Below are 26,480 nucleotides of genomic sequence, written 5' to 3' on the forward strand. Positions count from 1 at the left end.
TCTATTAAACTATCATTAAATAAAGCCAATATAAGTATAATAAAGGAAAAAAAAGATTTTTAATAATGAAAAGGTTCATTTTATATTATTATTATTAATGTTTCAATGTAGGGGAGTGTTGAAGAAAATGGGGATATTTCTATCTATATCTTGTGTAGGGGTTTTAATGTACAATAGGGATGAATTTTAAAAATTAGGAGGCTATGATGATATGAAAGCTTCGTATTCTAAATATGTGTTAGCGGCGACACTTGCCGCAACGACTGTAGCATATGTGGCACAGGTTCCAGCAACCGCAGCAGTACCATTCACTGATTTGAAAAATGTGGGTGACCATTATACAGCGATTGAGGAATTATACAATTCAGGTATTATTACAGGACGTACAGCGACAACATTTGCACCGTATGAAGCTGCCACGCGTGCAGAGTTAGCATTGTTTATAGCCAATGCCCTCCATTTAGATACCAAAAATGTGAAAGATCCTGGCTTTACAGATGTCCCGAAAAATAGTACATATTACGGGGCGATTGCAGCTTTATATAACGCAGGCATTATCGGTGGTTATAAAGATAAAACCTTTAAGCCGAACGACTATGTCAAACGTTCACAAGTAGCGAAAATGCTTGTACTCGCATTTGATTTAGAGTTAGCCAATACAACGACGACGAAATTTACAGATGTCAATAGCATTCAAGATATGGATACACGCCGCTATATTCAAACGCTTGTACAGTATAATATTACAAAAGGAACAAGCACTACTACATTTAGCCCGAATGATTCTGTGAAACGTGCGCAGCTTGCAACATTTTTAAAGCGTGCCATCGATTATACACAATCAGACTTTGATATCATAAACGTTGAATAAACCATATGAAACCACTCTTTTCACTAGTTGAGAAAGGGTGGTTTTTTATTTTGTTTAAATAATAATCTGTCATTTTGGACAATTTCTTATTTATACATAAAGAATCTTACTATTTTGCCGATAGTAAGTTTAGAATAATGTAGAAAATTATGGGATAAAGTCTCTGACGGATGCAATGATGCAGAGGTGTAATTGATATAGAGAAAGGATGACTTTCATGAAGAAAACAGTAAAAGCAGGTGTACTCACGGGGTTAATTCTTGCACCCGCAGCGGTTGTAAGTGCCAATGAAACGGATGTAGTGGTGGATGGGGAACAACTAGAGCCGATTATAACGCAAGACACAAGCGCGGCGGCTGTGCCGTATAGTGCAGTAGCGACAATTGATATTAATAAAGAGCGTATTGAAGAGTTATTTAAGCTAGACGGTAAGACGATAATTTCGAATTTCAATACGTATGAAGAGTTAGTTGCAAGATTCTTTCCTGAGGCAACATTTCCAAATGAGCATAAGTTATTAGATGCAAAGTTAACGTTTTTAAAAGAATTACAAGATTTAAAAACAAGGTCAACAAGTTTATCAAATGAGATTGGCTTATTAAAGACGAGTCAACCACAGCTCTTTACAACAGTACCTGCCTTGGTGCAAGAACGAGCTGCGATTGCGCAATCATTTGAAGAAATGCGCCAAGCGTTAGACACGGTGTTTTTAAATCCTTCTATGACGTATCCGACAGAGGCAGATGATGTAAATTATCCTTTCATTACGGATTTTGATTTGCAAGCAATGCAAGCCGTGGATAGTTATTTAAAAACAATTCAAGGGTTTGAGGCAGAGTTTTTAAAGAATGTGAAAACATTAGAAACGTTTGCGCAGGATATTATTAAAGCAGAGGCTTTTGTTTATGGGGGTACGATTCAAACAACGAATGCAAGTGGTGACCCTGTAACTGAAACTGTGCTTGCATATGCTCAGATAATCGCAGGTAGCGATACGTTAAGTGATTCTACAGATGCATCCGGCTTTAAAAATACATTAGAGGGCGCAAATCAGTTTTATACTGAAAAAATGACATCAAATGAGAAAAAGATTGCAGATTCTCATGTGTTAGACGATGGTCGAATGGTAGCAACTGTGATGAAGCAAGCTAATGATGATTTAACAGCAGCGAACAAGGTAACGGATTTAATTACCGGTATTCAGTCTGTTACAGCGAGCGATTATAAAAGTAAAGTAGGAAAAATTGTTGCTGATTATGAAAAGCTCAATGTTCGCGCCAAAATGCTTGTGCTTGATTATGACACAAAAGTGGCGAATCAAGAGGATGCTAGTGGTGAAAATACAGGGTACAAAGATGGATTAGACTTCATTGTGTTAGTCGATGCGTTAAAACCTAATGCTACAGATGAATATCGTACTGCTTTAGAAGAAGCAGAAGATGCCTATGATAAACTAGCGTCAAATTTACAAAGTTTATTATCAAACTATAAGGTTAAATTAGATGAATATCTTACGGATGTGATAGCTGCTGAGGCGGTAGAAACGGAAATTGAGAACTTAACTACGGAATCGAATGTTACTTCCGAAGATATTCAAAATGCCCGACAAGCGTATGATGCCCTGACTTCCAATCAAAAGAAAATCGTCAATAACTACAAAGAGTTGCAAGATTGGGAGAAGTCCGGTAAAACGACAATTAAGCTAAGTGATCAAATCGATGCCATCACTATCGAAAATAAAAAGACATTTGCAACGAAAGTCGATGCACTCAATAAATCGTATGACAAGTTAAGTGTTGGTGAACAATCACTAGTTGAAAGTGCCCCGCGTCTAAAATATCTAAGGCCTTTTGCAACAGTAACAGGCAGTTACTATAGCTTAAAGACTACGGCAGATAGTTATAAAGCAGACGTTTTTACCTTGCATGCTACATTAACAGCAACAGCAGGGGAGCTTATAGATATTTTAGAGGCACATACAACAAATGTTGATGATAAGACAGCGTTGCAAAAATTGAAGGATGAGCTGACTGCATCTGTTGTAAATTTAAAAGCTCAACTAGATAGCGCAGCTACTGTTATTCAAAACATTGAGGATGCAAACAATGAAACGAATAAAGTAGAGCAGCTCAAATTAATCCAAAAAGCGCGCGATGCATATAATTCTTTACCTAGAGAAGAGCAAAAGCTTGTCACAAACTTAAAAACGTTAACAGAGCTTGAAAAAGCAGTCAAGCAGTCAGCAGATGCGACGAAAAAAATTGAGGCGGTTGATCCAGAGAATATTAGCAAGTTCCCTTCTACTGCCAAAACAGCAGTAACGGCATTTGAGAAGCTAACAGCAACGCAGAAATCGTATATTTCTGACGAAAATAAAAATAGGATTGAAGACTTCAAAGTGTATTTAGCGTTTGTAGACCAGATGAAAGCTTTGAAACCAAGTGCTGCTGGATTCCAAGGTGCGTATGACAAAACGAAAGAAACGTTCGATAAGTTAAAAGAGGCAAATGCTTGGAAATCAAATGCGAATGAGCCTGAATATGCAACAGCTATTGCTGATGCAGTAAAAACGTACGAAGCTACATTGAAAATGCATGAAAATTCAATTGAAAATGGCAATGATTTAGTGGCTCGTATTGAGAAGCTCGGTTTATTAACAGGTCAAGCCTTTTTAGATGAAGCAGAAGCAATTGAAGCGATTTATGCTTCTTTATCTTCTGATGCGAAAAAGCAGGTGACAAATTATAAACACTTCCAAACGCTGAAAAAAGATGGGACAGCGGCGTTAAAAGTAGTGGATTTAATCAATGACCCGATCATTAGGGGCGTGGATGTAGCGAATAGCGGTTATGCCAAAAAGGTAGAAGCGGCAATCAAAGCCTATGATAAGTTAACATCGCGTCAGAAATCATATGTTTACAATTATGATAGTAGTTTAAAGCCCTACTTAAAAGTATATGAAATTGTCACAGCCATTAATAACTTAAAACCAAGTGACAAAACGTATATGGAGGATATAGCGGCGATTCGCTTGCAGTATGATCGACTTTCGACGGTTGAACAACGCTATCTTGCGCCAATTTTATACAAAATTGAAGGGGCAGAAACAGGTTTAGTAGCAGTAAATGAAGTAATGGATATGATTGATGCAGCACGTCCAGGCGTGGAAGACTACGTACAAAAGTTAATAGCGGCTCGCGAAGCGTACGATAAGTTAGCACGAATTAATTCATCTTATCAAAAGCTTGTCTTAAATTATAAAACGTTACAAGAGCGTGAAAACGCGTTAAAACCTGTAACAGCAGCGATTCATCAAATTGAAGAATTAAAAGCAATGCTCGCACGCCCATTTAATAATGCAAGAGATTTCATTAGGAAATATAACGATGCAGTGAAGGCATATGAAAAAATCCCGTATGAAAGCCGTGAACTTGTTTATAATCGTGAAGTGCTGCTATCGACAATCTATCCGGTAGCTCAAACAATGGAAGTCATCGCGAATATTAAATCATCTAGTAAAACATTTGGGGAAGATGTAAAGAAAGCACGCGAATTATATAATGCACTATCGAATGCAGACAAAGCATTAGTAACAAACTATAATGATTTACTAGCATTTGAAAATACAGTGAGCGGCGGTTCAGCAGTTGATGAGCTTATTCGTGCGATTCCATCTAAATCGCCATCTCAGTATATGCAAGCGATTAAAGATGCGCGCGCGGCGTATAATGCTTTAACAGCAAACGAGAAGAAAGCTGTCACGCTTTATAAAGAGTTACAAAACTATGAAAAAGGCGTGAAAAATGTATTAGTTGCTATTGATGCAATCGACAATTTACAATTTGCTAGTAATCTTATATCAGCTTACGATAAGGCAATGAAAGCGTTAGATAAATTAACAGCAGAGCAACGTCAAATGGTACCAAATATAAATAAGCTGCAAAGTGTTGCGCCAGCGATTGAAGTGTATAAAATGATTCAAGCGCTGAAGCCATCAAGTGCAAACTATATCGGTAGTGTGCAAGCTGCTTATGCTGCTTACAATATGTTATCTAGTAGTGAAAAGCAGTACGTCACAAACTTTGCACAGTTGCAAGAGGCAAAAAATAATATTGATAAAGTGCAAGAGGTCATCTCGAAAATTAGTAGCATTTCATCTTCTTCTAGCAACTATAGTAAGCTAGTAGAGGAAGCGTTAGCATTATACAATTCCTTGCCATCCGCATATCGTAAGCTTGTCACGAATTATGATGTACTGCAAAACGCACAAAAAGAATCGGGTGCAGTAGATCAAGTACGTTCGTTAATTGCTGAAATTAATCCGAATGCAAGTAATTTTGAATCGAAAGTAAAATCGGCGCGTGCAGCTTATGACCGATTAACGACGCAACAAAAACGTCTTGTATCAAACTATTTCATGTTAGAAGATTATGAAGAGCAATTAAACGATTCATTTTTCTTCTTCTAAAGTTCTTTTGTTCTCATTATAATAGTAGTACTATAGAAAATAGAATTCGCCTTTCATTTGAATGAAGGGCGAGTTTTATCGTTATGAAGGAAATTATAAAATTTCACATAGTGAATAACGATTGTTGGAAAAGAGCATGTATGTCTAGGCGAAAGCGCTATACTCATGTGACACTCGGACTCCAGCATGCATACGTGTCCGGGATTAGCAGGCGCTTTCGCACTTTTGTTCTTAGAGGAGAAGATAAAAAATTGCGCAAACAATGGATAGGGATTCTTGCTTTTTTAGTGATGTGTCAACTCGTATTTCCACCCATGTCATTTGCTGAACGAAATGCTTTAGTAGATGTGAAATCTACCTACTGGGCAGCACCATCGATTCATGAAATGCTCGCAAGTGGTTATATGAATGCTTATGAGGACGGAACATTTAAGCCGAATCAACCAATTACACGTGGCGAAGTTGCTGAAACGCTTGTTAAAGCACTAAAACTACCACTTGATGCATCGATTCAATTACAAGCAAAAGATATACCGACGACACACCCTCAGTACGACGTGTTCCGTAAATTAGTGGAGTTACATGTTGTTGATCAGCGTAAACAATTGAATCCGGACAAGTTTGTGACACGTGGGCAAATAGCTAAAATGATTGCCCAAGCATTCGGCATCACGGTCGATGAAAGTAATGAGGCGACATTTCTTGATACGAAAAAGGGATGTTGGGCCAAGCATTATATTGAATCATTGGCGGATGTTGGTGTCATAACAGGAAAGCCAAACATGAAATATGAGCCGTATGCTCAGGTGACACGTGCCCAAATGGCTGTGCTGATGACACGTGCTCTTCATTTTAAAGCTCAAATGGACAAGTTAGAAGTGGCTTATGATTATTTAGGGAAGCGATATATTACAACGGTTTTAGAAAATGAAGCACAGGGCACTGAAATCGTTCGTTTAGTCAATGAAGAACGTGAGAAAAATGGTCTTTCTTCATTAATACAAGATCCGTATTTAAACCAACTTGCAACCATTAAAGTACAGGATATGTTTGAATACAGCTATTTCGATCATGAATCTCCGTATTACGGGCATTCTTGGGATATGGCGACATTGTATGACTATGAATTTTTAAGTTTTGGTGAAAATATTGCACGCTTTTTCATAAAACCGGAAGATGTCATGGCAGCATGGATGGTATCCGATTCACATCGTGAAAATATTTTAAAGCCAAACTATACCCATATTGGGATTGCGGTAAAAAAAGATGATAATGGAAAACATTACTTTATCCAACTTTTTTCGACTAAATAATATGCCAAATTATAGTGAGTAACATTACAGAGATATTACGGTCGAGTAATACAAATTTATAAAATCGCTCATAAAAGCGCTAGATTACTAGCTTTCGCTAGAAATTTAGTGCTTTTTGATTTTCATCTAACTGTTACAAAAGTGAAAAATTATTACATGGTAATCTGTGTTAGTCTTTAAGTAGGCAAAAGAACCAACAATTTGAAGGGAGTATCAAATACTTATCATGAAGAGATGGTTATTGCCAGTTTTTGCATCGTTTATGATTTTTGCAGGAGCTGGAACACACAGCGCAGAGGCAGCAACACCAAAAGAATTAACAGCTACAGCTTATAAATATATTGGCGTTCCATATGTATATGGAGGCACAACAACAAGTGGTTTAGATTGTTCAGGATTTACACGCTTAGTATTTAGCCAACTAGGTATTTCCATTAACCGTACATCGTCAGCACAGTATTCACAAGGAACAGCCGTTTCAAAAAGCAATTTACAAGTAGGTGACCTTGTATTCTATAATACATCTGGTAGAGGTGTATCGCATGTGGGTATTTATGTTGGAAATAACAAGTTTATCCACTCGGGTACGAGCACGGGCGTAACAGTGGCAAGCATGAGTACTTCATACTGGGCAACGCGCTATGTTGGCGCAAAACGTATTGCGACATTTACAGAAGAAGCTGTTCAAGAAACAACAGAGCAAGTAAAAGACGCATCAATTGATTTCACTGTGTATGCATCACGTGGTGAAGTGGCACTTCAGTTAGCAGAAGTTCTTGGTGTCAATACATCGAATACAAACTCGCCTTTCGTAGATGTAAAGTCAGATTCAAAATATGCAGGTGCAACAACGGCACTTTATAATTTAGGTGTATTTACTGGCGACGCAAACGGTAAATTCAATGCAGGCTCACCGCTTACTCGCTCACAAATGGCGAAAGTATTAGTTGAGGCGTTCAACTTAAAGATGACAAATAAAGTCGTACATTTTACAGATGTTAGTGATAAGAGTTGGGATTATGAATATATTAAAATTTTAGCTTCTAATGGTGTTACAATTGGACAAGGTGACGGTACATATGGTGGATCTAGCTATGTCACATTAAAGCAATTACATACATTTATTGAACGCGCAAGCAATTTAAATTAGGTTGTCTACTTTTGTAAGCATAGATGGCTACCAACCGATCTCTTGCAAAAGTTTAACAATAGAGTAGAGAGGCTTCCAACAGGCGCCTCTCTCTTTTTTTTGCAATTTGCAAAGATACGACATCATTTTGATATATTTTGGTCGAGATGTGTCTTTTGTAAGTGTAATGATGGTTCAATACCAAAATCTGTTCTTGATTAAAAACAGAGATTGACTCTTAATGAGCAAAAAAACATCCTAAAAATAACATTAGGATAATAAAAGGTATTAAATTAAAGTGGTATCGCAGCCTCCGCGCTTTGCCACAGCCTACACAGGAGCACTGAAGCATGAGCGACGAGGAGGCTTGATCTCGCCCGTGGAAAGCGAGTACCGGAGCGGAAAGCAACGATTACTTAAATGGGAATATATGTTTTGAGATTTGTTCATTATGAGGATTGATATAAAAGTACATGGAGTGAAGGGCGGCGACTCCAGCGGGATGAGCTTGAGCTGAAGACCCCGCAGACGAGCTTTGCGAGTCGAGGAGACTGAAGCCAAGCCCGCGGAAAGCGTCCGCCCGTAACGAAATGTGCGGTCAAGTACATATTTTGATGGAGAGCCACAATGATTTTGTGCTATTTTTTCTTGTACACTAACAATATAGCAAATCTAGATGTATTAGCCTGTTTTACATAGAGAGATTTTCTTGTATATTAACAATTCTAGAAAAAGAGAAAGCTATATTTTCTTCGTGAATTAAGGTAGAATAAGGTAGAAAAGCCATATATTTTTACCGACAAAAGTCTGCTAAAATAGAGTTGTTTATAGAAAAGAAGGAGGAAAAAGACATTGTTTTTTAGGAGATTTACTTTAACTTTTATCGTTGTCATTATGTCAATGTTCAGCATACAAAGTGCGTATGCAAGCCAGCGTTTTGCTGATATTCCTACTTCTCATGAAGCTTATGAGGAAATTAATTATTTAGTGAATGAAGGCGTTATTCAAGGATATACGGAAAATGGGAAAAAGGTATTTAAACCAGGAGATAACGTAAAGAGATGGCAAGTAGCGAAAATGGTCATTAATGCTGCTGGTATTCAATTCTCGAAACCATCTACATCATCATTTACAGATGTAAAGGTTGGATCAGAAGAGTCGATGTATGTAGAAACAGCGGTCAAATTGGGGATTATTGCGCCAACTTCAAGTACAACATTTTCTCCACATGTACCTATTACGCGAAATGAAATGGCGAAAGCATTAGCTGTAGCTTTTAAATTAGATGTAAACAAATATGCAAATTTAGCTATACCATTTAAAGATGTATCGAGTTCTAACAAATACTATAAATACATTTCAGCTATTTACTATAACGGTTACACAAAATTAACGTCTGCAGGGACGTTTTTACCGAATAACAATTTAACACGTGGACAGTTTGGGTTGTTTGTAGCACGTGCAGCATCTGAAGACTATCGTTTAGAGTTACCTATACAAGGGGATAAAGTGCCGAATGAAGATGACGCGATTATGCAGGTAAAAGCGAATACGGATAATTTAAACGTCCGTTCATCGAAGGAATTTTCGGGGTCTTCGAATATTTTAGGGAAAGTAAGTAAAGGGTTCGTTTTCAATGTCTATGAAGTAGGAGCTGACTATTATAAAGTTGATTTTAATGGACAGTATGCTTATATTTATAAAACCTATGCAGATGAGGTCACGGATATTGAATCTCCTGGGGGCGGTGAGCCACCTGTCGTGGAAAAGCCGGAGTCAAATGCCACAACAATCGGTATTGCGACAGTGGACAATTTAAACATCCGGGCAGAAGGAAATGCGAGCTCGACTGTTTTAGGGAAAATTAATCGCGGTACAAAAGTCGATGTGCTATCGATTTCAGGTGCTTGGGCGAAAATTTCATATAACGGAACAATTGGTTATACAAACAAAACGTATTTACGTTTAATGAATAAGTCTGGTTCACCAGTGGCAGGGCGTATTATTGTGATCGATCCTGGTCATGGTGGGAAAGATCCAGGTGCAGTAAGTGGCAATGCAGTGGAAAAGGCGATTTTATTAAATACAGCTAACAAAGTAAAGCAAAAGCTAGAAGCAGCTGGCGCGATTGTGAAGATGACGCGTACAGGCGATACATATCCATCGTTAGAAGAACGTGTAAAGTTTGCGAAAGACAATTACGGTGAGATTTTTGTTAGTATTCATGCCAATTCTGCAGGTTCATCAGCACAAGGAACGGAAACGTATTATAGTATTAGTGCAAACGATAATGAGAAAGAAGATTATGCGTTAGCGAAATTTATCAATGATGAAATTGTGAAAAATGCTGGTATGAAAGATCGTGGTGTAAAGCGTGAGGATTACTATGTTCTTCGAAACCTTTACATTCCAGCCATATTAGTAGAGTTAGGGTTTGTGACAAATAGTGAAGACAGTGCAAAGTTAACAAATGATCAATATGTTGATATTTTTGCACAGTCTATCTATAACGGGATTGTGAAATACTACTCACAAACAAATTAAACATAAACGTTACCTGATCGTGTACAAGCACGATCAGGTAACGTTTTTTTATTGTTTTAGGAAATGATAAAATTGCACATTGCGGATAACGATTGTTAGCCTAACATGTGATAAGCACTTATCAGGTGCTTTCGTGTTTTTTATTGCTTAGGAAATAAAATATACCAAAATTCGAGTTTGAATGATTTAGTAGGGAATTGTTGAGTAGAGTCGAAATGGTCATATATAGATTGCGAGGAGAGGAGGAGGGAGTTGATTATTATTCATCGGGGTGTATGCGAGAAAATGCAAATGTACGAGTCATTGTTGAAATGAATAAATATTCAAAATGTGAAATATAAGGAAACTGAGGTGTTGTATAAAAATGCAAGGAAAGGTTATTATGGTGAGTTGCGTACCGATCGGGAGTGGGTAGACATGCAATTACCACAATGACATTACTTATTTCATAGTTATGAAACGGTCAATCCGTTTGGCTATTCCCATCAGATGGATAACACTGTTTGTAAGTACGCATTTCGTATTAGTAATCGAAACAAAGGATATTGGGGGACAGATTGATTTTGATGATAAGGTGCGACAAATGATTCAAACAAAAGCAGATGGCACAAAAATGGTTTATGAGAACCCGACGGATCAGGTGTTAAGGCATCGAAGGAGAGTTGTTGAAAATAGGCATTGATGTTCCTGTTGTACCAGTCATTGTGTTTACTGATCCCAAAACGTGGATTGCTACACCAACACAGGAGGTAGATGTGTTTCGGTTAAGTGGTTTGCGGAGTAAAGTGAGTAGATTGTTTGAGCAGTATCCAGCTGCTTTGGGGGAGGAGTTACTCGATTATGTGAAGGAGCATTTCATTGCTTGTTACCAGAAGCTAGTGCTCAAGCGGATTTATCCGAAAGTATCGGTTCTAAAAGGCGTTGTTTGTATCGGTTGTCGGGTGCAGATGAGACATGAGCGAAAGGGGTTTCGCTGTATGCAGTGTGGGACGAAAACGATGAATGGTATTTACGAGGCGCTACATGATTACCGTTTACTGTATAATGACTGGATTACGAATCAAGAGTTCCGGGATTTTTTAGGGGTGGAAAGTATTTATACCGCTAGTCGCATGTTAAGTAAATTAGGGATAGATTATATGGGTAATTTCAAAAATCGAAAATACGTGATTCCCCCGAATATTTTAGAAATGGCAAGTAAAAAGGGAAATTAGGCAAGTAAATCTAAAAAGCAAGCTAATTAAGTGAAAACCCTCGCGCAATCGAAAAGTTGCGCGAGGGTTTTTTTACACTCGGTATTGCTTATAAAACTTATGGTCCACAGCAAATGCTGCAAAGATTGTGAAGAAGATGAGTGTATATACTTTTAGCTCCCAAATATTATAGAATGCGCCACATACGCCGGTTGCAATCCACAGTCCAATCATCATCTGTCCGAAACGTGTATGACGTTGCTTCCAGAAGAGTGCTACCATAGCAAGCAAGTAGACGGCGAATAAGATAACACCGAGTGTACCTGTCTCTGCAATGATTTGAATGTACTGATTATCTGAGTAAATTTTATTTTCAAAGTAAATCGATAAGTCGATGCCGTAGTCTGCGTAAATTGGCGAGCCGTAAGAAATCGTAGCAGCGCCACCAAATGTACCGAAACCAGTACCAGCGACTGGGTAATCTTGATAGATTTCGAATCCTTTTTTAATATAGAATACGCGCCCGTTTGATACCATGCGATCGACGTTTTTGTTATCTAAAATTTGACCAAAACGATCGGCTAATGAACCGACTGTACCATCTGGTGCTTCTACACCAAGGTATTTGACGAATGATACACTTGCATTCACCGGATAGTACACGAGTATAAATGCGGCGATCCAACCGATGGCAAGCGTTTTGACCAACTTCCAATCTCTTGAGAAAATTAAGTACGTAATTGCGAAGAATGCACCAGCAATTAATGTACCACGGGAGAATGTTAAGATTAATACCCCGATAAAGAGCACTAAACTAATGTTTAAAAACCATTTGTACTGCATATTTTTGTAAAGGTTTTTTAGGAACAGTACAGCGATAATCGTAAACATCATAATTAACGCAAGCGAGTTTGGGTTGCCTGGTAACCCGTATATACGCTGTAAATTTTCAGCTGATAACGGCATGTACTGCCAATATTCTGGTAGAAGCCATTGACGAATCGAGATTTTCTCCACTAACCCGTGTAAGGATACTAACCAACCGAGACCGACTGCTGTCCAACTCAACTGTTCTTTCCAATTCGCAGGCAGCACTGTACGTGATAGGAAGTAGTACACTAAGTACATAATGACAAATGTACGCACTTGGAATACGATTGCCCCAATACTTACCCCGTTTAAATAACCAACAAGTGAACCTACCCCTAAGAAGAAGAAAAACGCCCATTCAAATAGTTTGAAATTTAATAAACCTTTTATATCGAATCGACTAGCGATTAATAGTTTGATCAATAAGATGAATGTAATTAAATCTCCAATGAATTTTAACCCTGGATTCAACTCGACAAGTAGAGGGCGAATTGCTACATAAATGAGTAAGTATAAAACGCTTTGCAAAGGTTTTATAAATGCAAAAATAGCAAAAATCAAACTCGTTACAATCAATGCAATCTTAGAAGGTAGCAATAATGATAAAAATGTTACGGCCACTAAGAGAACGATTGTTAATACTTCTTTTGAAAGAAGTGACTGTTTCATGCGTTGCATAGAATTATTCCTTTCGTGTTGTTATCAAAAATGTATTATACCATTGTCCTATAAAAAATGTGCAATAGTATGAAATAAACCATATCACCTACGTATTTTAGGAAGACTTTCCCTTAATAATTCTAATATATTCTGCTAGAATAAGACATAGAAAAGGAGAGAGATAAATGAAAAAAATTATTATGTTCATCGTTGTTTTTTTATTTTCTGGGGTATTTCTCCAACCTGCAGAGGCAAGTGATATTGACGGGCATCATATGGAAACAGAAATGACCTATTTGATTAAGCATAACATACTCCTTGCTGAGGATGGAAAATATTATCCAAACCGTGCAATTACCCGGGCAGAATTTGCTTCGTTTGTCTCGAGAGCCTTACAACTGGATGAAACAGAATCTTATACTTTTGTAGACGTACCTCCTTCGTATCAGTATGCGCAAGATATTTCAAATGCAGCGGCTGCTGGGATTATTACAGGATATAGTCAAAATGAGTTCAAGCCAAATCAACCAGTGACACGTCAGCATATGGCAGTGATGCTATATCGTGCATTAAACTACCTTGATATAAAGACGACACCGACAACTTTAACGTTCCGTGATACGCACACAATTAATAAAGACTATCACGCAGCGGTGGGAGTAAATACAGGTTTAGGCATTATTAAAGGTACACCAATGAAAGATGGTACATATTTTTACCCTCAAAATAATGCAACACGCGCACAAGCATCAGCGTTTATTTACCGCTTAATTGGCGTGATTGCAGAGGAAAAGCCGGAGCTAGGTTATGAAAAGCCGGTGGAAGTGGAAAAAGAGGTTTATACATTACATAAAATTGCAAATGGTCAATCGTCTGTCGTAAAAGAATTCGAGACGTTTGAACAAGCTGTAAAAGCATTTGATTTTTCGCAAGGGCATTATATTAAACGCGATGAAAAAATTGTGAAAATGACATACGGCTTAGCCGTAACGAATAATTTTACACTTGTGTATGATACAGACAAAAAAACACAGCGTACATATGTGACGTACGATGCTGAAATGGTTTATAAAAATGTGGATAATGATTTAACATGGGTTGAAGTAGAGTTAGCGGGTCAACGGGGGTATGTCAAGTTATCGGATGTGACATTAATCCCTTATGCGTTACTACCAGGTCGCGCCTATTATGAAGTGAAAAATGGTCAATTAGTTCACAATGTTTATAGTTATAAAACAGGAAAATACGCTGCCTATATTACGGGAAAAGCGCCAAGCTTTTTAGCGGAAAATAGTAAGTACTACAGCTGGGACGGGGTATCGTTCTTTAATAGTGCTGGTACAGTGGTAGGGAAGGCATATAACTATTATCAGTTCTTGCCAATCCATTCAAAGACGAACTATACAGCTGAAGAAATTGATGCGTATGTGATGGAAAGACTGAGCGAATTAGAAGCACTGGAAAATCGCTATCCAGATACGTACGGCATTTACAAAGATGCAACGACAAAGAGCAAAATCATTGGTATAGGGGAAATGCTGAAAAAAATTGAAGCCGAGTATAACGTCAACGCCTTAATGATTTTAGCGCTATCTTTCCATGAGAGTTTGTATGGGATGAGTGATCGTGCCCAACTAGAAAATAATTTATTTGGTCTTTACGTAACGGATTCCGATCCATTATTGAAGAAATTTGAATCTGTAGAAGCAAATATTTTAGAACTGTTAAATGCATTCTGGTTGAAAAATTACGTGCCAGCGAATGGAAAACATGCAAATGGTGCTGCATTTGGGCACAAAGCAATCGGATTTAATGTCAAGTATGCATCCGATCCGTATTGGGGCAGTAAAGCGGCAGGACATTACTATCGCATTGATAAAGCACTCGGTTTTAAAGATGCCAACAATGCTTATACAGTTGGGATGACGAATACAACAGGATTAAATGTTCGTACAGGTCCAGGGACAAATAATCAAAAACTATTTACCTATGCAAAAATGAATCTACCAGTATTGATTTTAGGACAAGAGAATGATTGGTATCGTATTGTCTCTGACGTCACAAGAGAAGGAAATGTTTACGTATCCGGTCAGTATGTAGATGTCTTAAATACGTATAAGTAGATTAATAGTTAGTGAAGTGAAGAGAAAAGTAATGTATAATGAATGAGGTAACCTTACATTTATTTCCATTAAGTGTTTTTTAATGAAGAGATTAATAAGGTTTCAATGTTCTAGTTATATCGTTACTTTTTCTTCGCTTTTATTTTTAAAATATAATGTTATTTTTCTCTGAAACTTACTTGTAGTGGAGAATAGAAACGTTTACAGCAAGTGTGCGCTTGAAAAAGTAATAAATATCAGGAGCTAGTTTCAGAGATAGAGAGGTTAGGAAAGTACAATGAAAAAAATACTTATTTATTTATTTGCTTTTGTGCTAGCATTATCACCGCTATATAGCGTCTCAGCTAGTGCAAGTCAAACAACGAAGCTAACAAAGCCAGTATCTTCGGGTACGACGTTATACCAATATACACATCAAGGTACGTATACAAATCAAATTAGTCATCTAGCGATTAATTTAAATGATCCGTATACAAAGGTTGAGGTAGGGTTACCAAGTGTATACGGTGGCTTAGCGACAACAACGGCGTTAGCGAATAGTCATTCGTCTGATGGACATCGTGTAGTCGGCGCAGTGAATGCGGCTTTCTATGATATGTCGACGGGTTATCCACTGTATTTAATTTCGCAAAATAACGAGATTTATAATGGTGGTATTTTAGCGAAAAATGACTCAGGGTATGTAAGCTACCCAATTGCTTTTGGTGTGACTTCCAATGGTTCAGCTGAAATTGATACATATGATTTTACAGTAACGACAGTTTCTAAGCTTGGTAGAATTCCATTAACGGGCTTGAATCGTCAACGTCAACAAGATGAATCGATTTTATTTACACCACAGTATCATACGTCCGCTACAAATTCTAACCAATATGGTGTCGAGTATGTCGTGCAAACGGATGAACAAATTACGTCTACGTATTTTGGGCAACAGTTAAGCGGTAATATCGTACAAATTCGTCCGTACGGTTCTACACAAAAGCTTGACATTCCAAAGAACGGTTTTGTTATTTCAGTCAATGGTGCGCAAATGGCAAAATTTGAGTCATTACAAGTGGGCGATGTGATGGCAGTAGACATTAGTATTAATGAAACATGGCAGGATGCTTCATTTATGTTAGCAAGTGGTCCAATGCTTGTGCGCGATGGACAACGCTATATTACGATGGATACGTCTAGCTCACGTGCCAAAGAAGTAGCTCCACGTAGTGCCATTGCCATTAGTAAAGATAAAAAGACAGTTCACTTTGTAACAGTAGATGGTCGTTTATCAAATAGTAAAGGGATGAATCTTGTCCAATTTGCGGATTACTTAGTGAGCCAAGGCTATGACCGTGCCATTAATCTAGATGGCGGGGGTTCAACAACGATGGCTTATCGTAATTATGGTAGCAACAATGTTGTAGTAGCAAATAGAACATCCAATAGTGGTGGGGCTGAGCGTCGTGTATCGGCGATTTTAGAGGCGATTAGTACAGCGCCTTTATCGGACGCCAAAACGTTGAAATATTCTCGTACAAATGTGGGGACATTACTCGTTGATAGTACGTCAACTGTCGCAATTGAGTATGTATTAGATCAATATTACAATCCGCTACCAGCTAGTAGCTCAAACATTTCGTTTAAGTCTGAAAATGGCTATGTAGCATTTGCAAATACAACGATTCAAGCTGTCTCAGCAGGTACGGATCGTGTTCAAATCTTATATAACGGAAAAGCGGTTGAATCATTCCCGATTACGGTAACCGATACACCAGGTACAATGACGATTTCCGGTAGTAAAGATGTTGTGAAGGATGCGGCAACAACGTATACGCTAGCAGCAAAAGATCAAGTTGGTAATAATCTAGTATATAATCCATCGCAAGTGAAATGGTCGGTAGAGGGAGATGTTGGCTACATTAACCAAGACGGGAAATTTGTTGCGACTAAAACAGGCACAGGAAAAATTGTGGCACAGTTAGGTAATGCCTCTACTTCTATGACAGTGACTGTTATGGATAAAGCTATCTTTACAGATGTCCCAGCAAGCCATCCATATTATAAAGAAGTAAGCTATTTAGTTGAAAAGAAATATATTACAGGTTACGGTGATGGCACGTTTAGACCAGAGCAAACGTTAAGCCGTGCACATGGGGCTGTGATTATTAGCCGTGTACTCGGATTAGATACATCAAAAATCAAGGATCCGGGCTTTAAAGACGTGAAAGCATCGCATACGTATTATAAGGAAATTGCCGCCATTCAAAATGCAGGCATTATGGACGGGTTAAACGGTAACTTCAATCCAGAGGGGCAATTAACACGTGCACAGATGGCCAAAATCATCGCCAATGCATTTAAATTAGAAGGCATTTCTTCCATCCAATTTAAAGATGTACCAAAAAGTGATTGGGCATATGAATATGTACAGGCACTAGCTGCACATGATATTACAACAGGCTATGGTGGTGGCATCTTTAAGCCAAACGAAAAAATTAGCCGCGTACACTTCGGATTATTCTTATACCGCGTGTTGAATCAATAACAAATAGGAATCTCGTTTTTACATACAACGGGATTCCTATTTTATTTTAAAATAGTAGCGAATTGTTGATCTCCGTTCCAGGCGGACGCTTTCCGGGGGCTTGGCTTCAATCTCCTCGTCACTACGTTCCTGCGGGGCTTTCCGCTCAAGCTTATCCCCCAGGAGTCGCCGCCTTCCACTCCAATCAACAAGCATCCTTTTGTTACAGATATAAAATCAATATTTTAAAAATAAAATTCTAAAATGGACTTTTCTGGAACTGTCCTCTTTATATGTAAAAAAGTTACTTGTAGCAGAGGCACGAGCGTGTAGCTGACGGTATTCGTCTTTCGCTACAGAGTAAAAGCTTCCTACGGGAAAAGCTAGTGCCGGAGCGGAAAGTAACGGTTACTCAACTAGTAATATATGTTTGGAGATTTACCAGTTATGAGTTATTTAGTAACAATCACAACAAGTATGAGCGGTGTTTTTCTAATAGTCAGCATGTATGCTATAATTTCTTTATTATAATTTTATTTAAAGGATGTAGTTTAATGAAAATCGGAATCGTAGGAAATTACGGAAATGATAATAACGGTGATGAATCGATATTGTATGGTCTCATTGAACAAGTAAAGCAGACATTTTCCGTAAATAGCGCGGATATTACGGTGTTTAGTAATAATACGCAGCAGACATCCGAACAGTACGGTGTCAAAAGCTACCCGCTATATTATCGAAAAAAGAGTTTATATAAAACATTTTTCAAAACATATCGGACAAATGGGAAATATGTTTCGGAATTGGACTTACTAATCATCGGTGGCGGCGGCATTTTGATGGACTTTTACCGAAGAGAAGCGCATTTGTTTAGTACATATGCTTTCATGGCGAAAAATAGCAAAACCCCCTATATAATCTATGGCTGTGGGGCCGGTCCACTTGATACATTCTCAGGTAAGTTCATGATTCGTCTCATGTGTAGCTATGCGCAAAATATTTCCGTACGTGATTTTGAATCGAAGCAACTGTTGCATGAAATTGGCGTCAAAAAGAATATTGATGTTATTGGCGATCCAGCTTTTACGTTATATCGTCCAAAGCAACAATATGCAGACAAACCTAAAAAAGTGGGGCTTTCTGCTGTACCGATGTACAATGCCAACTATTGGCCATCGGGTGATGTCGAAAAGTATGAGTCCTATGTGACAAGCATGGCAACGAACTTAGATGAATTGATTAAACATAAAAATGTAGACATTACATTTTTTGCGACGAAATATCCGCAAGATGTGACAGTAACGAAAGATATTCAACAGAAAATGCGCTATGCGGAAAAAACGACAATCATCGATCGGAATTTAAAGCCGGATGCATTAATTGACGTTGCCTCCCAACAGGATGTCGTGATTGGTACGCGCTTACATTCGCTTATTTTAGCGACAGATTCTGCTACACCGATTATAGCGATTTCGTATCATCGAAAAGTGCAAGATTTTATGAAACTTATTAATAAAGAAGAACGTTGTTGTTCGATAGAAGATATTACGAATAAGCCAAATCAATTGCTGCAAATGTATGAAGCAGTAGAAACAGAGTGGCAGCATGTTGTAGATACGACAAAAGCAACTTCGAAGCATCTTCATGACGAGGCAATGCAAGGTAAACAATTGATGATAAAGGCAGTGGAAGGCAAATGAAAAAGCTATTAGTAATCAGTAATATGTATCCTTCAGAGCAGCACTTATCATTCGGGATTTTCGTCAAGAATCAAGTCGAAGCTGTAAAAGCAAATGGTGTTGATGTACTTGTCGCGGCGAATGATAATCCTGCAACAGGTAAGAAAAATACAATTTTAAAATACGGAAAATGGGCACTGCATACATTATCCACAGCATTCCGTCATCGCAAATCGATTTCTGTGACACATGCGCATTACGTATTCCCATCTGGGGTGTTCTCACTGCTGCTAAAAAAGTTATTTAAGATTCCGTATATCGTCACAGCGCATGGGGGCGATATTGAACGTATGGCGAAAAAAAATGCACGCATTCGTAACTGGACAGAGGTGATTTTACAAGAAAGTGAGCATGTCATTGCAGTAGGACCGGTACTTGCTCAGCAAATTGAAGAAGAATTCCATGTGCCACGTGAGAAAATTACAATTTGCAGTATGGGTGTGAATCGTGATGTATTTAAACCGAATGATAAAGAAGCTGTACGTGCTGAATTAGGTATTCTTAACGATGTATTTACGTATTTATTTGTAGGCAATGTCATTAAACAAAAAGGGATTGAAGAGTTACTCCTTGCCTTTGAGCAAGTACAAGCGCAAACTGATCAAAAAGTGAAGCTCATTATTATTGGGTCACGTCGCGATACGAATTTTATCGAAAGTCTTCAACCATTTGTTGATCAAGATGTCCAATTTGTTGATCCACAACAGCAAACGAAGCTTGTAAAATGGTTCCAAGCGAGTGATGTATTTGTGTTGCCCTCTCATTTAGAAGGGTTTGGCCTTGTCGCACTTGAAGCAATTGCATGCGGTACACCGGTCATTGCTTCAAAAGTTGGTGGATTAGTGTCATTACTTGGCGACGGGGCAGGGCATCTTGTGGAACCACAAAATGCATCGGACTTAGCAGAAGAAATGATGAAAGCGTTACATACGCCGGCATCTGCTTACTATAACGAACAAGCTGTGGCTACGATTTTACATGAACACGATGAAAAAGAAATTACGAAACGTGTCATCGCACTCTATGAATCTGCTATTAAAGGTGGCATAGGGCGATGAATAAATTTTTAAAAATTGTTGGAGCCGTCACGCTGATTAATATTGTCGCACGTGTTTTTGGTTTCTTCCGTGAAGCGGTTATCGGTTATCAATATGGTTCTTCTCGGATAGCTGATAGTATTTTTACAGCCTATAACATTCCGAACTTTTTATATTTAGTGATCGGTGGCGCATTTACGACGGCGTTCATTTCGATTTACAATCGAAAAAAGACCGATCAAGCGCTATTTATTAAACAGTCATTTACAATTGTCGCATTGACAGGGATTGTGATGACGATTGTTATACTGATTTTCACAACCCCTATTTTAAATTTGATTTATCAAAAAACGGATTTGACAGTAGAAGAGTTTCAAAGGACAAAGCATTTATTTTACTGGATGATGCCGTCATCAATTTTATTAATGCTTTCTTCTTGGTATAGTGGGCTACTTAATGTGAATTCGAAGTTTCACTTATCGAGTGTGGCAATTTTAATTTATAATGTATTTTTCCTCATTATTGGGGTGGTATTTTCTAATATCATTGGACCAATTGCTTATGGAATTAGTGCTTTAGCGAGTGCGGTTATTATGATGTTCTTCTTAATCCGTGGTTATCGTCAATTAGATTCGTATAGTGTTGGACTATCGTTCGTACGCACACACTCGACTCGAGATCTATGGATTATGGTATTTCCGCTGGCTATTGGTGGTGGTACGGTGCAAATTTATGCGATGCTTCAGCGCTTCTTTGCAGCATTTTTAGGGTTGGGGGACAGTGCGGTTGCTGTAGTAAACTATGCTTCACGACTAACGCAATTTCCGCAGTCGATTTTAATTACAGCTGTGACAACGGTTATTTATCCAATTTTAAGTCGCAAGGAAGCAGAGGATGATCATCAATCGATTAAAGGGCTATATGGCAAAGGGTTGCACTACCTATTATTGTTAATGGGACCTGTGACGATCTATTCTTATTTTTATGCGGAAAGTTTAGTACAAGTTATTTTTGAATATCGCAAGTTCACAGCTGAAGACACAGCGATTACAGCGCCTGTAGTAGCTATTTTAGCGCTATCGATGTTCTTCTTAGCCGCGACTATGTATATTACGCGTTTTTACTATGCGAAGGGCGATTCGATGGCACCGGTTGTGTTAAGTATCGTGAATGTCTTTATCATCAATATTGGTGCGATGTATTTCTTCGCTGACAATGGTTTTGGCGCGGATGCGATTGCATGGGGAACATTAATTAGCTCCGTTACGAATACATTGATGTTAATAGCATATGCATCATTTAAATATGATTTAAAGCTGGGGGATGGTTTAAATAAGGTTGAATTATTAAAGCCAATTGTTCCGTTGATTACATTAACATGTATTATGTATATTTCTAGCGAATATTTAGTATTTGATTATAAATGGGTGACGTTTATCGTCGGTATCGTTATTTTTACATTTAGTACCATCATGCTATATATGCTATTCCGAATAAAGGAAATTAACCAAGTTTATATAAAATTGAAATCGAAATTCATCAAAACTAAATAAGGATAAAGAGATGCTCACAGAAGAACGGTCGTTTTTCATGAGCATCTTTTTTAAATTAAAGTAATAAAGTGTATGTACTTACAAGTAATATATAAAATATACAAAATACTATAATTAATGTTATTTTTATGGAAAAATCCTTTATTTTGAAAGATTGTTATTATATAATGTATGTAAAATATTTGGTAGTTAATGAATGATTAAACATCTACTAACAGAGATAAAGGTGGAGAAGTATGGCAAGAGGACGTCGAGTTAATTCAAGTGGAGAAAAAAGTAAGCAATTATTGTTGGAAAAGGCGATTGAGCTCTTTTCTACGCATGGGTATCATCAAACGAAAATTAGCGATATTGTAAAAGCTGCTAATTTAACTCAGCCCACATTTTATCTATATTTCCAAAGTAAAGAATCGTTATTTAAAGATTTAAATACGGAATTCCAAACACGCCTTTATGAAACTTTTGATTATGGTTTAAAACATGCGGCATGTGTACGTACAGAGTTGTTTGAAAATTTAAAAAGGGTTTTCGCTTACTTTGTACAAAATCCACACTTAACAAAAATCGGATTTTATGCTTCAGAGGATGCAGAGGATGTAAAAAATAATCTCGTAAAACGAATAATCAAAATCGTTGAAGTGAAACAAGATCATCATGTAGATGCCCAAACTTTGGCTGAAAGTATAGTAGGTTCAATTGAACGTTTAACATTAACAAATTTATTAACATATGAAAAAGAACCAGAAAAATTAGCTGAAGATATTGTGAATATTTATTTTGTCAAGCAAGCTGAATTAGTATAACAACTAGTAAGCGATATATTTTTCTGTCTTTCAAAATTCAATACATAATTATAATGTCGTAACTATATATTTACCCCACATTAACGGGCATTAAGACTCCCACCTCAAGGCTTAAGGAAAATCGAGAAGCATAGGTGGGAGATCAACTGCCCATAAAAGCCCGATTGGTTCAGGGCAACAGGACGTTGGTCACGCAGGCGTTGCGCTCGCGTTGTGGCGTTCTTAGCTTGCGTTCCTCTCTCAATCAGTGGGGGATGAGGGCCGACTAAAATCCGTCACGTCCGTGTGACGACGTCGGCATTAGCACGTCCTGTACGTCAAAACCCCCACTGATTGAAGTTTCACTTTATCAAATCACTGTATTTTTATTACCTGGGGAATAAAAAGTGGTTCGTTCTCATTTAAGAACGAACCACTTTTCTATTTATTTTACAGAAATGTATAAATACGATCCTGTCTTCATTGTATTGTTGCCTTGCCCTTTAATCGTTGGATGAATAACTAGCATATACTGTTCACCCGTTGTTAATGGTTGAGTCGGTTTTACGATGAGTTTTGTGCCTTGTTTTTCCACTGTAGTAGCTACAGCTTCTCCTCCAAGTTTTACGAGTTCAATCGCTCCTTCTGGCACGGTACCGACAACCCCTTTAAAGTTAATCGTAAAGGTTTTCGTTGTAGGAACATGAAGTAATGAAGGTAATTCCTTATAATTGGCATACTGTGTAGCAATCGCATCCTCATGTGCTTGATAAATGGCGTCACCTGTTGTTGCTATATGCGGCGGTACCCCTATTTCATTAATCGTTGTCGTCGTAGGTCCTGCAAAACGCGCCATTGTTAGTTTTAAATAGCTGCCATCAGACAGTTCATAAAATGTTTGCATAGTCCCTTTCCCGTACGATTTTTCGCCATATAAAAGCGCCGCTTGCTGATCAACTAAAGCAGCAGCAGCCATCTCAGAAGCACTGGCGCTGTAGCCATTAATGAGTACACGTGTATTCTCCGGAAATTGTACGGATTGCCTTTTCGCGTAAATCGTATATTTACCGGATGCATCTTCATACGTGTAAGCAACTTTTGCATTTGGAAATAGACCAATGACTTCCTCCGCTGCTTCTACATAACCTCCACCATTATTTTGTAAATCGAAAATAAACGATGTGGCTCCTTTCTTCGTTAAGTCGCGAATCCCATTTTTAACGAGTGTCGCTGCATCTGTAGAGAAGGAAGCGAGTGAAATATAGCCAATCTTTCCATACAGAAGCTTCGTTGTGACATTTGGTAAGGAAAAGGGCTTACGTACAATGGTTTTTGTCACGGATTGACCATTTACTTGTAAAAATGTTAGTGTAACAGTCGTATCTTCTTTTCCTAAAATAAGAGTAGAAGCATCAGAAGTGGACATGCCAACTGTTGACGTGCCATTGATGTGTGTAATAATATCACCGCTCACAATTCCTTCTGCAAAGGCGCTACCATTTTCAATGACATCGGTAATTAAAATCCCTTTTTCATGCTGATCAATGACAATCCCAATGCCTACAGATGTCATATTAACAGCGTTCATAAATGCTTTAAATTGTTCAGCAGTATAGTATGTAGAGTAGGGGTCGAGCATGTCGATTACTTGCTCAACCGTTTTTGCTTCTTGTACATTTCCATTAATTTTTCCAACATAGTAATCTTCCACATAAGCTTTAATTTCACTTAGAGGTGCAGCACTTGTTGTAACGGGTAATAGAAAAAGAAACACTAGTGCAAGTAATAGTTGAACTTTTCTCAAAAAATATCACACCTTTTATTTTTAATAACTTCATTATATACCGATTATCCAAATGATGGTTAATAATAAATAGTTGATAAAACAAAATATTATCTACTTAAAAACAAATTGACCAATATATGGTATTATAAATATAATAGAAAAAAAACGGATAAAGTAGAGAGAAGGTGTTGTTTATGAAGATTCGGGGGAAATTGTATGGTGGTTTTTTCATGATGACAGCCATCATCATTATTATTTCTATTTATTCAATGGGACAGATTAATAACATTCGTTCACAGTATGATCGAGTGATTAATGACAATGTGCCACAGTTAGAAATGATAGGAGATATTAATTTTCGTATTGCTAGTCAAGGGGCATACATACGCGCTTATTTTCTAGGTACAGAATCAGCGATGAGCAATTTAGAAAATACACAAAACTTATTGGCGAATGGTTTAGATGAGTTAGCTAAGTTAGCTAATACATCCGAAGCACAGCAAAAAGTAAGTGAGGCAAAGACGTTAAAAGCGCAGTTTGATGAGTTAGCAAATGAAGCCATTGTGTTATTTCAACAAGGACAAGAAGAGCAAGCGCAAGCGATGATTGTCGATGATATTCGTCTTGTAAATGAAGGGATAGTAGCTGTAATGGTTGAACTAGAAACGATTGTTACCGAATCCTTTACATCGCAGCAGGACGCGTCTAAGCAGTCAGCGTTAAATGCACTTTATATTTTAATTGGTATTTCCATCGCAGGAACTGTTATTGGGCTTGTTATTACAACTGTCATTGCTCGTTTGATTGCGACACCGATTAGTAAAATAGCTGAAGCTGTCAAAGTCATTGCACAAGGGAATTTAACGGAAAAGGATCTTTTCGTATCAACGAAAGATGAGTTAGGGATGCTCGCTTCATCTTTTAATAAAATGAAAAACACACTCCGTACACTGATTCAAGATGTCGGATTAAATACAGAACAATTATTTGCTGATGCAGGAAAGTTAACGGCAAGTACCTCACACATTAATGGTGTATCTATAGAGGTCGCTAAAAATATACATGCATCGAACGACAATGCCAAAATATCCGCAAAAGCAGCTGGGGAAAGTGCGCTTGCTATGGATGAAACGGCAGCTGGTGTTCAGCGGATCGCAGAAGCGACACAACAAATTCACGGGGCGGCGACCGATACGCTCGAATTAGCGGATACAGGTAGTAAATCCATTGATGTAGCGAAAAAGCAGATGGGTATTATTTATGATTCCACAAAAATCACAACAGAGCTTATTAAGAAACTAACGGAACAATCAGAAGAAATTCAAAACATATCGCGTGTCATTACACAGATTACAGATCAAACGAATTTACTAGCACTGAATGCAGCGATTGAAGCAGCGCGTGCAGGAGAACAAGGCAAAGGTTTTGCAGTGGTAGCTGATGAAGTACGAAAACTTGCTGAAGAATCCAATCGAAGTGCTGCGCAAATTGTTGCGTTAACCCATGAAATTCAGCAAGATACACGTAATGTAGAACGTTCGGTATCAGAAGGAATGCGTACAGTAGAAGACGGGGTATCCATTATTCATGACGCAGGAGATTCTTTCACAGCGATTGTGCAAGCAGTAGAGAAAATGTCCGAACAAATGGAAGATGTATCCGCAGTCACTGAACAGCTTTCTGCTACAGCAGAAGAAGTAGCGGCATCGATTCAAGAAATTGCAGGACAGGCGGATCATTCGTCAAAAATTACACAACATGTAACAGCCAATGTAGAGCAACAAGTTACTTGTATTGGTGAGATTAATGATGTATCCAATGATTTATCAAAACGTGCGGAACATTTACAAAGCCTAGTGCAACGATTTAGTGTATAAAGTAGACAAAACCCGGTGGATTCCGCTTC

Annotated in this window: 16 protein-coding genes; 14 read left to right on the forward strand and 2 right to left on the reverse strand. The window is 38.0% G+C overall.

The features are described from left to right. The first annotated feature begins 211 nt into the window (after nucleotides 1–211). From ACQQ2I_RS03255 to ACQQ2I_RS03285, 7 genes are all read left to right on the forward strand, one after another. A complete protein-coding gene (locus ACQQ2I_RS03255) occupies nucleotides 212–871 on the forward strand; it encodes an S-layer homology domain-containing protein (protein ID WP_431029138.1) in 660 nt (219 codons plus the stop codon). A gap of 217 nt (nucleotides 872–1,088) precedes the next feature. Then, nucleotides 1,089–5,339 (forward strand): hypothetical protein, encoded by a 4,251-nt coding sequence (locus tag ACQQ2I_RS03260; RefSeq protein WP_431029139.1) that lies wholly within the window; start codon nucleotides 1,089–1,091, stop codon nucleotides 5,337–5,339. Between the two features lie 251 nt (nucleotides 5,340–5,590). Continuing rightward, complete coding sequence (locus ACQQ2I_RS03265) at nucleotides 5,591–6,652, forward strand: S-layer homology domain-containing protein (RefSeq protein WP_431029140.1); 1,062 nt, start codon at nucleotides 5,591–5,593, stop codon at nucleotides 6,650–6,652. A gap of 223 nt (nucleotides 6,653–6,875) precedes the next feature. Further along, complete coding sequence (locus ACQQ2I_RS03270; RefSeq protein ID WP_431030438.1) at nucleotides 6,876–7,802, forward strand: NlpC/P60 family protein; 927 nt, start codon at nucleotides 6,876–6,878, stop codon at nucleotides 7,800–7,802. Between the two features lie 831 nt (nucleotides 7,803–8,633). Beyond that, the gene (locus tag ACQQ2I_RS03275) at nucleotides 8,634–10,325 is read left to right on the forward strand and encodes an N-acetylmuramoyl-L-alanine amidase (protein WP_431029141.1); all 1,692 of its coding nucleotides are present in this window, start codon (nucleotides 8,634–8,636) and stop codon (nucleotides 10,323–10,325) included. Between the two features lie 454 nt (nucleotides 10,326–10,779). Then, a complete protein-coding gene (locus ACQQ2I_RS03280; RefSeq protein ID WP_431029142.1) occupies nucleotides 10,780–11,007 on the forward strand; it encodes a nuclease-related domain-containing protein in 228 nt (75 codons plus the stop codon). Continuing rightward, on the forward strand, nucleotides 10,991–11,539 hold the full coding sequence (locus ACQQ2I_RS03285) for a hypothetical protein (RefSeq protein WP_431029143.1): 549 nt from the start codon (nucleotides 10,991–10,993) through the stop codon (nucleotides 11,537–11,539). Before ACQQ2I_RS03280 ends, ACQQ2I_RS03285 begins: the two co-directional genes overlap by 17 nt. Nucleotides 11,540–11,611: 72 nt before the next feature. Here ACQQ2I_RS03285 and ACQQ2I_RS03290 read toward each other — a convergent pair whose 3' ends face one another. Then, the gene (locus ACQQ2I_RS03290) at nucleotides 11,612–13,066 is read right to left on the reverse strand and encodes an O-antigen ligase family protein (protein WP_431029144.1); all 1,455 of its coding nucleotides are present in this window, start codon (nucleotides 13,064–13,066) and stop codon (nucleotides 11,612–11,614) included. 167 nt (nucleotides 13,067–13,233) lie between these two features. Here ACQQ2I_RS03290 and ACQQ2I_RS03295 point away from each other — a divergent pair, with 167 nt between their 5' ends. From ACQQ2I_RS03295 to ACQQ2I_RS03320, 6 genes are all read left to right on the forward strand, one after another. Then, the gene (locus tag ACQQ2I_RS03295; protein WP_431029145.1) at nucleotides 13,234–15,171 is read left to right on the forward strand and encodes an S-layer homology domain-containing protein; all 1,938 of its coding nucleotides are present in this window, start codon (nucleotides 13,234–13,236) and stop codon (nucleotides 15,169–15,171) included. 277 nt (nucleotides 15,172–15,448) lie between these two features. Next, a complete protein-coding gene (locus tag ACQQ2I_RS03300; protein WP_431029147.1) occupies nucleotides 15,449–17,698 on the forward strand; it encodes an S-layer homology domain-containing protein in 2,250 nt (749 codons plus the stop codon). Nucleotides 17,699–18,231: 533 nt separating this feature from the next. Then, nucleotides 18,232–19,377: a polysaccharide pyruvyl transferase family protein gene (locus ACQQ2I_RS03305; RefSeq protein WP_431029148.1), complete on the forward strand. Its 1,146-nt coding sequence runs from the start codon at nucleotides 18,232–18,234 to the stop codon at nucleotides 19,375–19,377. Further along, complete coding sequence (locus ACQQ2I_RS03310; RefSeq protein ID WP_431029149.1) at nucleotides 19,374–20,474, forward strand: glycosyltransferase; 1,101 nt, start codon at nucleotides 19,374–19,376, stop codon at nucleotides 20,472–20,474. Before ACQQ2I_RS03305 ends, ACQQ2I_RS03310 begins: the two co-directional genes overlap by 4 nt. After that, a complete protein-coding gene (gene murJ / locus ACQQ2I_RS03315; RefSeq protein WP_431029151.1) occupies nucleotides 20,471–22,006 on the forward strand; it encodes a murein biosynthesis integral membrane protein MurJ in 1,536 nt (511 codons plus the stop codon). The genes ACQQ2I_RS03310 and murJ overlap by 4 nt, the downstream gene beginning before the upstream one ends. A gap of 236 nt (nucleotides 22,007–22,242) precedes the next feature. Beyond that, nucleotides 22,243–22,809: a TetR/AcrR family transcriptional regulator gene (locus ACQQ2I_RS03320; protein ID WP_431029152.1), complete on the forward strand. Its 567-nt coding sequence runs from the start codon at nucleotides 22,243–22,245 to the stop codon at nucleotides 22,807–22,809. 424 nt (nucleotides 22,810–23,233) lie between these two features. On the opposite strand, the gene ACQQ2I_RS03325 is transcribed toward ACQQ2I_RS03320, so the two are convergent. Next, nucleotides 23,234–24,592: a S41 family peptidase gene (locus ACQQ2I_RS03325; RefSeq protein ID WP_431029154.1), complete on the reverse strand. Its 1,359-nt coding sequence runs from the start codon at nucleotides 24,590–24,592 to the stop codon at nucleotides 23,234–23,236. Nucleotides 24,593–24,768: 176 nt separating this feature from the next. On the opposite strand from ACQQ2I_RS03325, the gene ACQQ2I_RS03330 reads away from it, so the two are divergent. After that, nucleotides 24,769–26,451, forward strand: a complete 1,683-nt coding sequence (locus tag ACQQ2I_RS03330; RefSeq protein ID WP_431029156.1) for a methyl-accepting chemotaxis protein — start codon at nucleotides 24,769–24,771, stop codon at nucleotides 26,449–26,451. Nucleotides 26,452–26,480: the final 29 nt, after the last annotated feature.

The sequence above is a fragment of the Lysinibacillus sp. LZ02 genome (genome assembly GCF_050613145.1).
Lineage (GTDB): Bacteria > Bacillota > Bacilli > Bacillales_A > Planococcaceae > Lysinibacillus_B.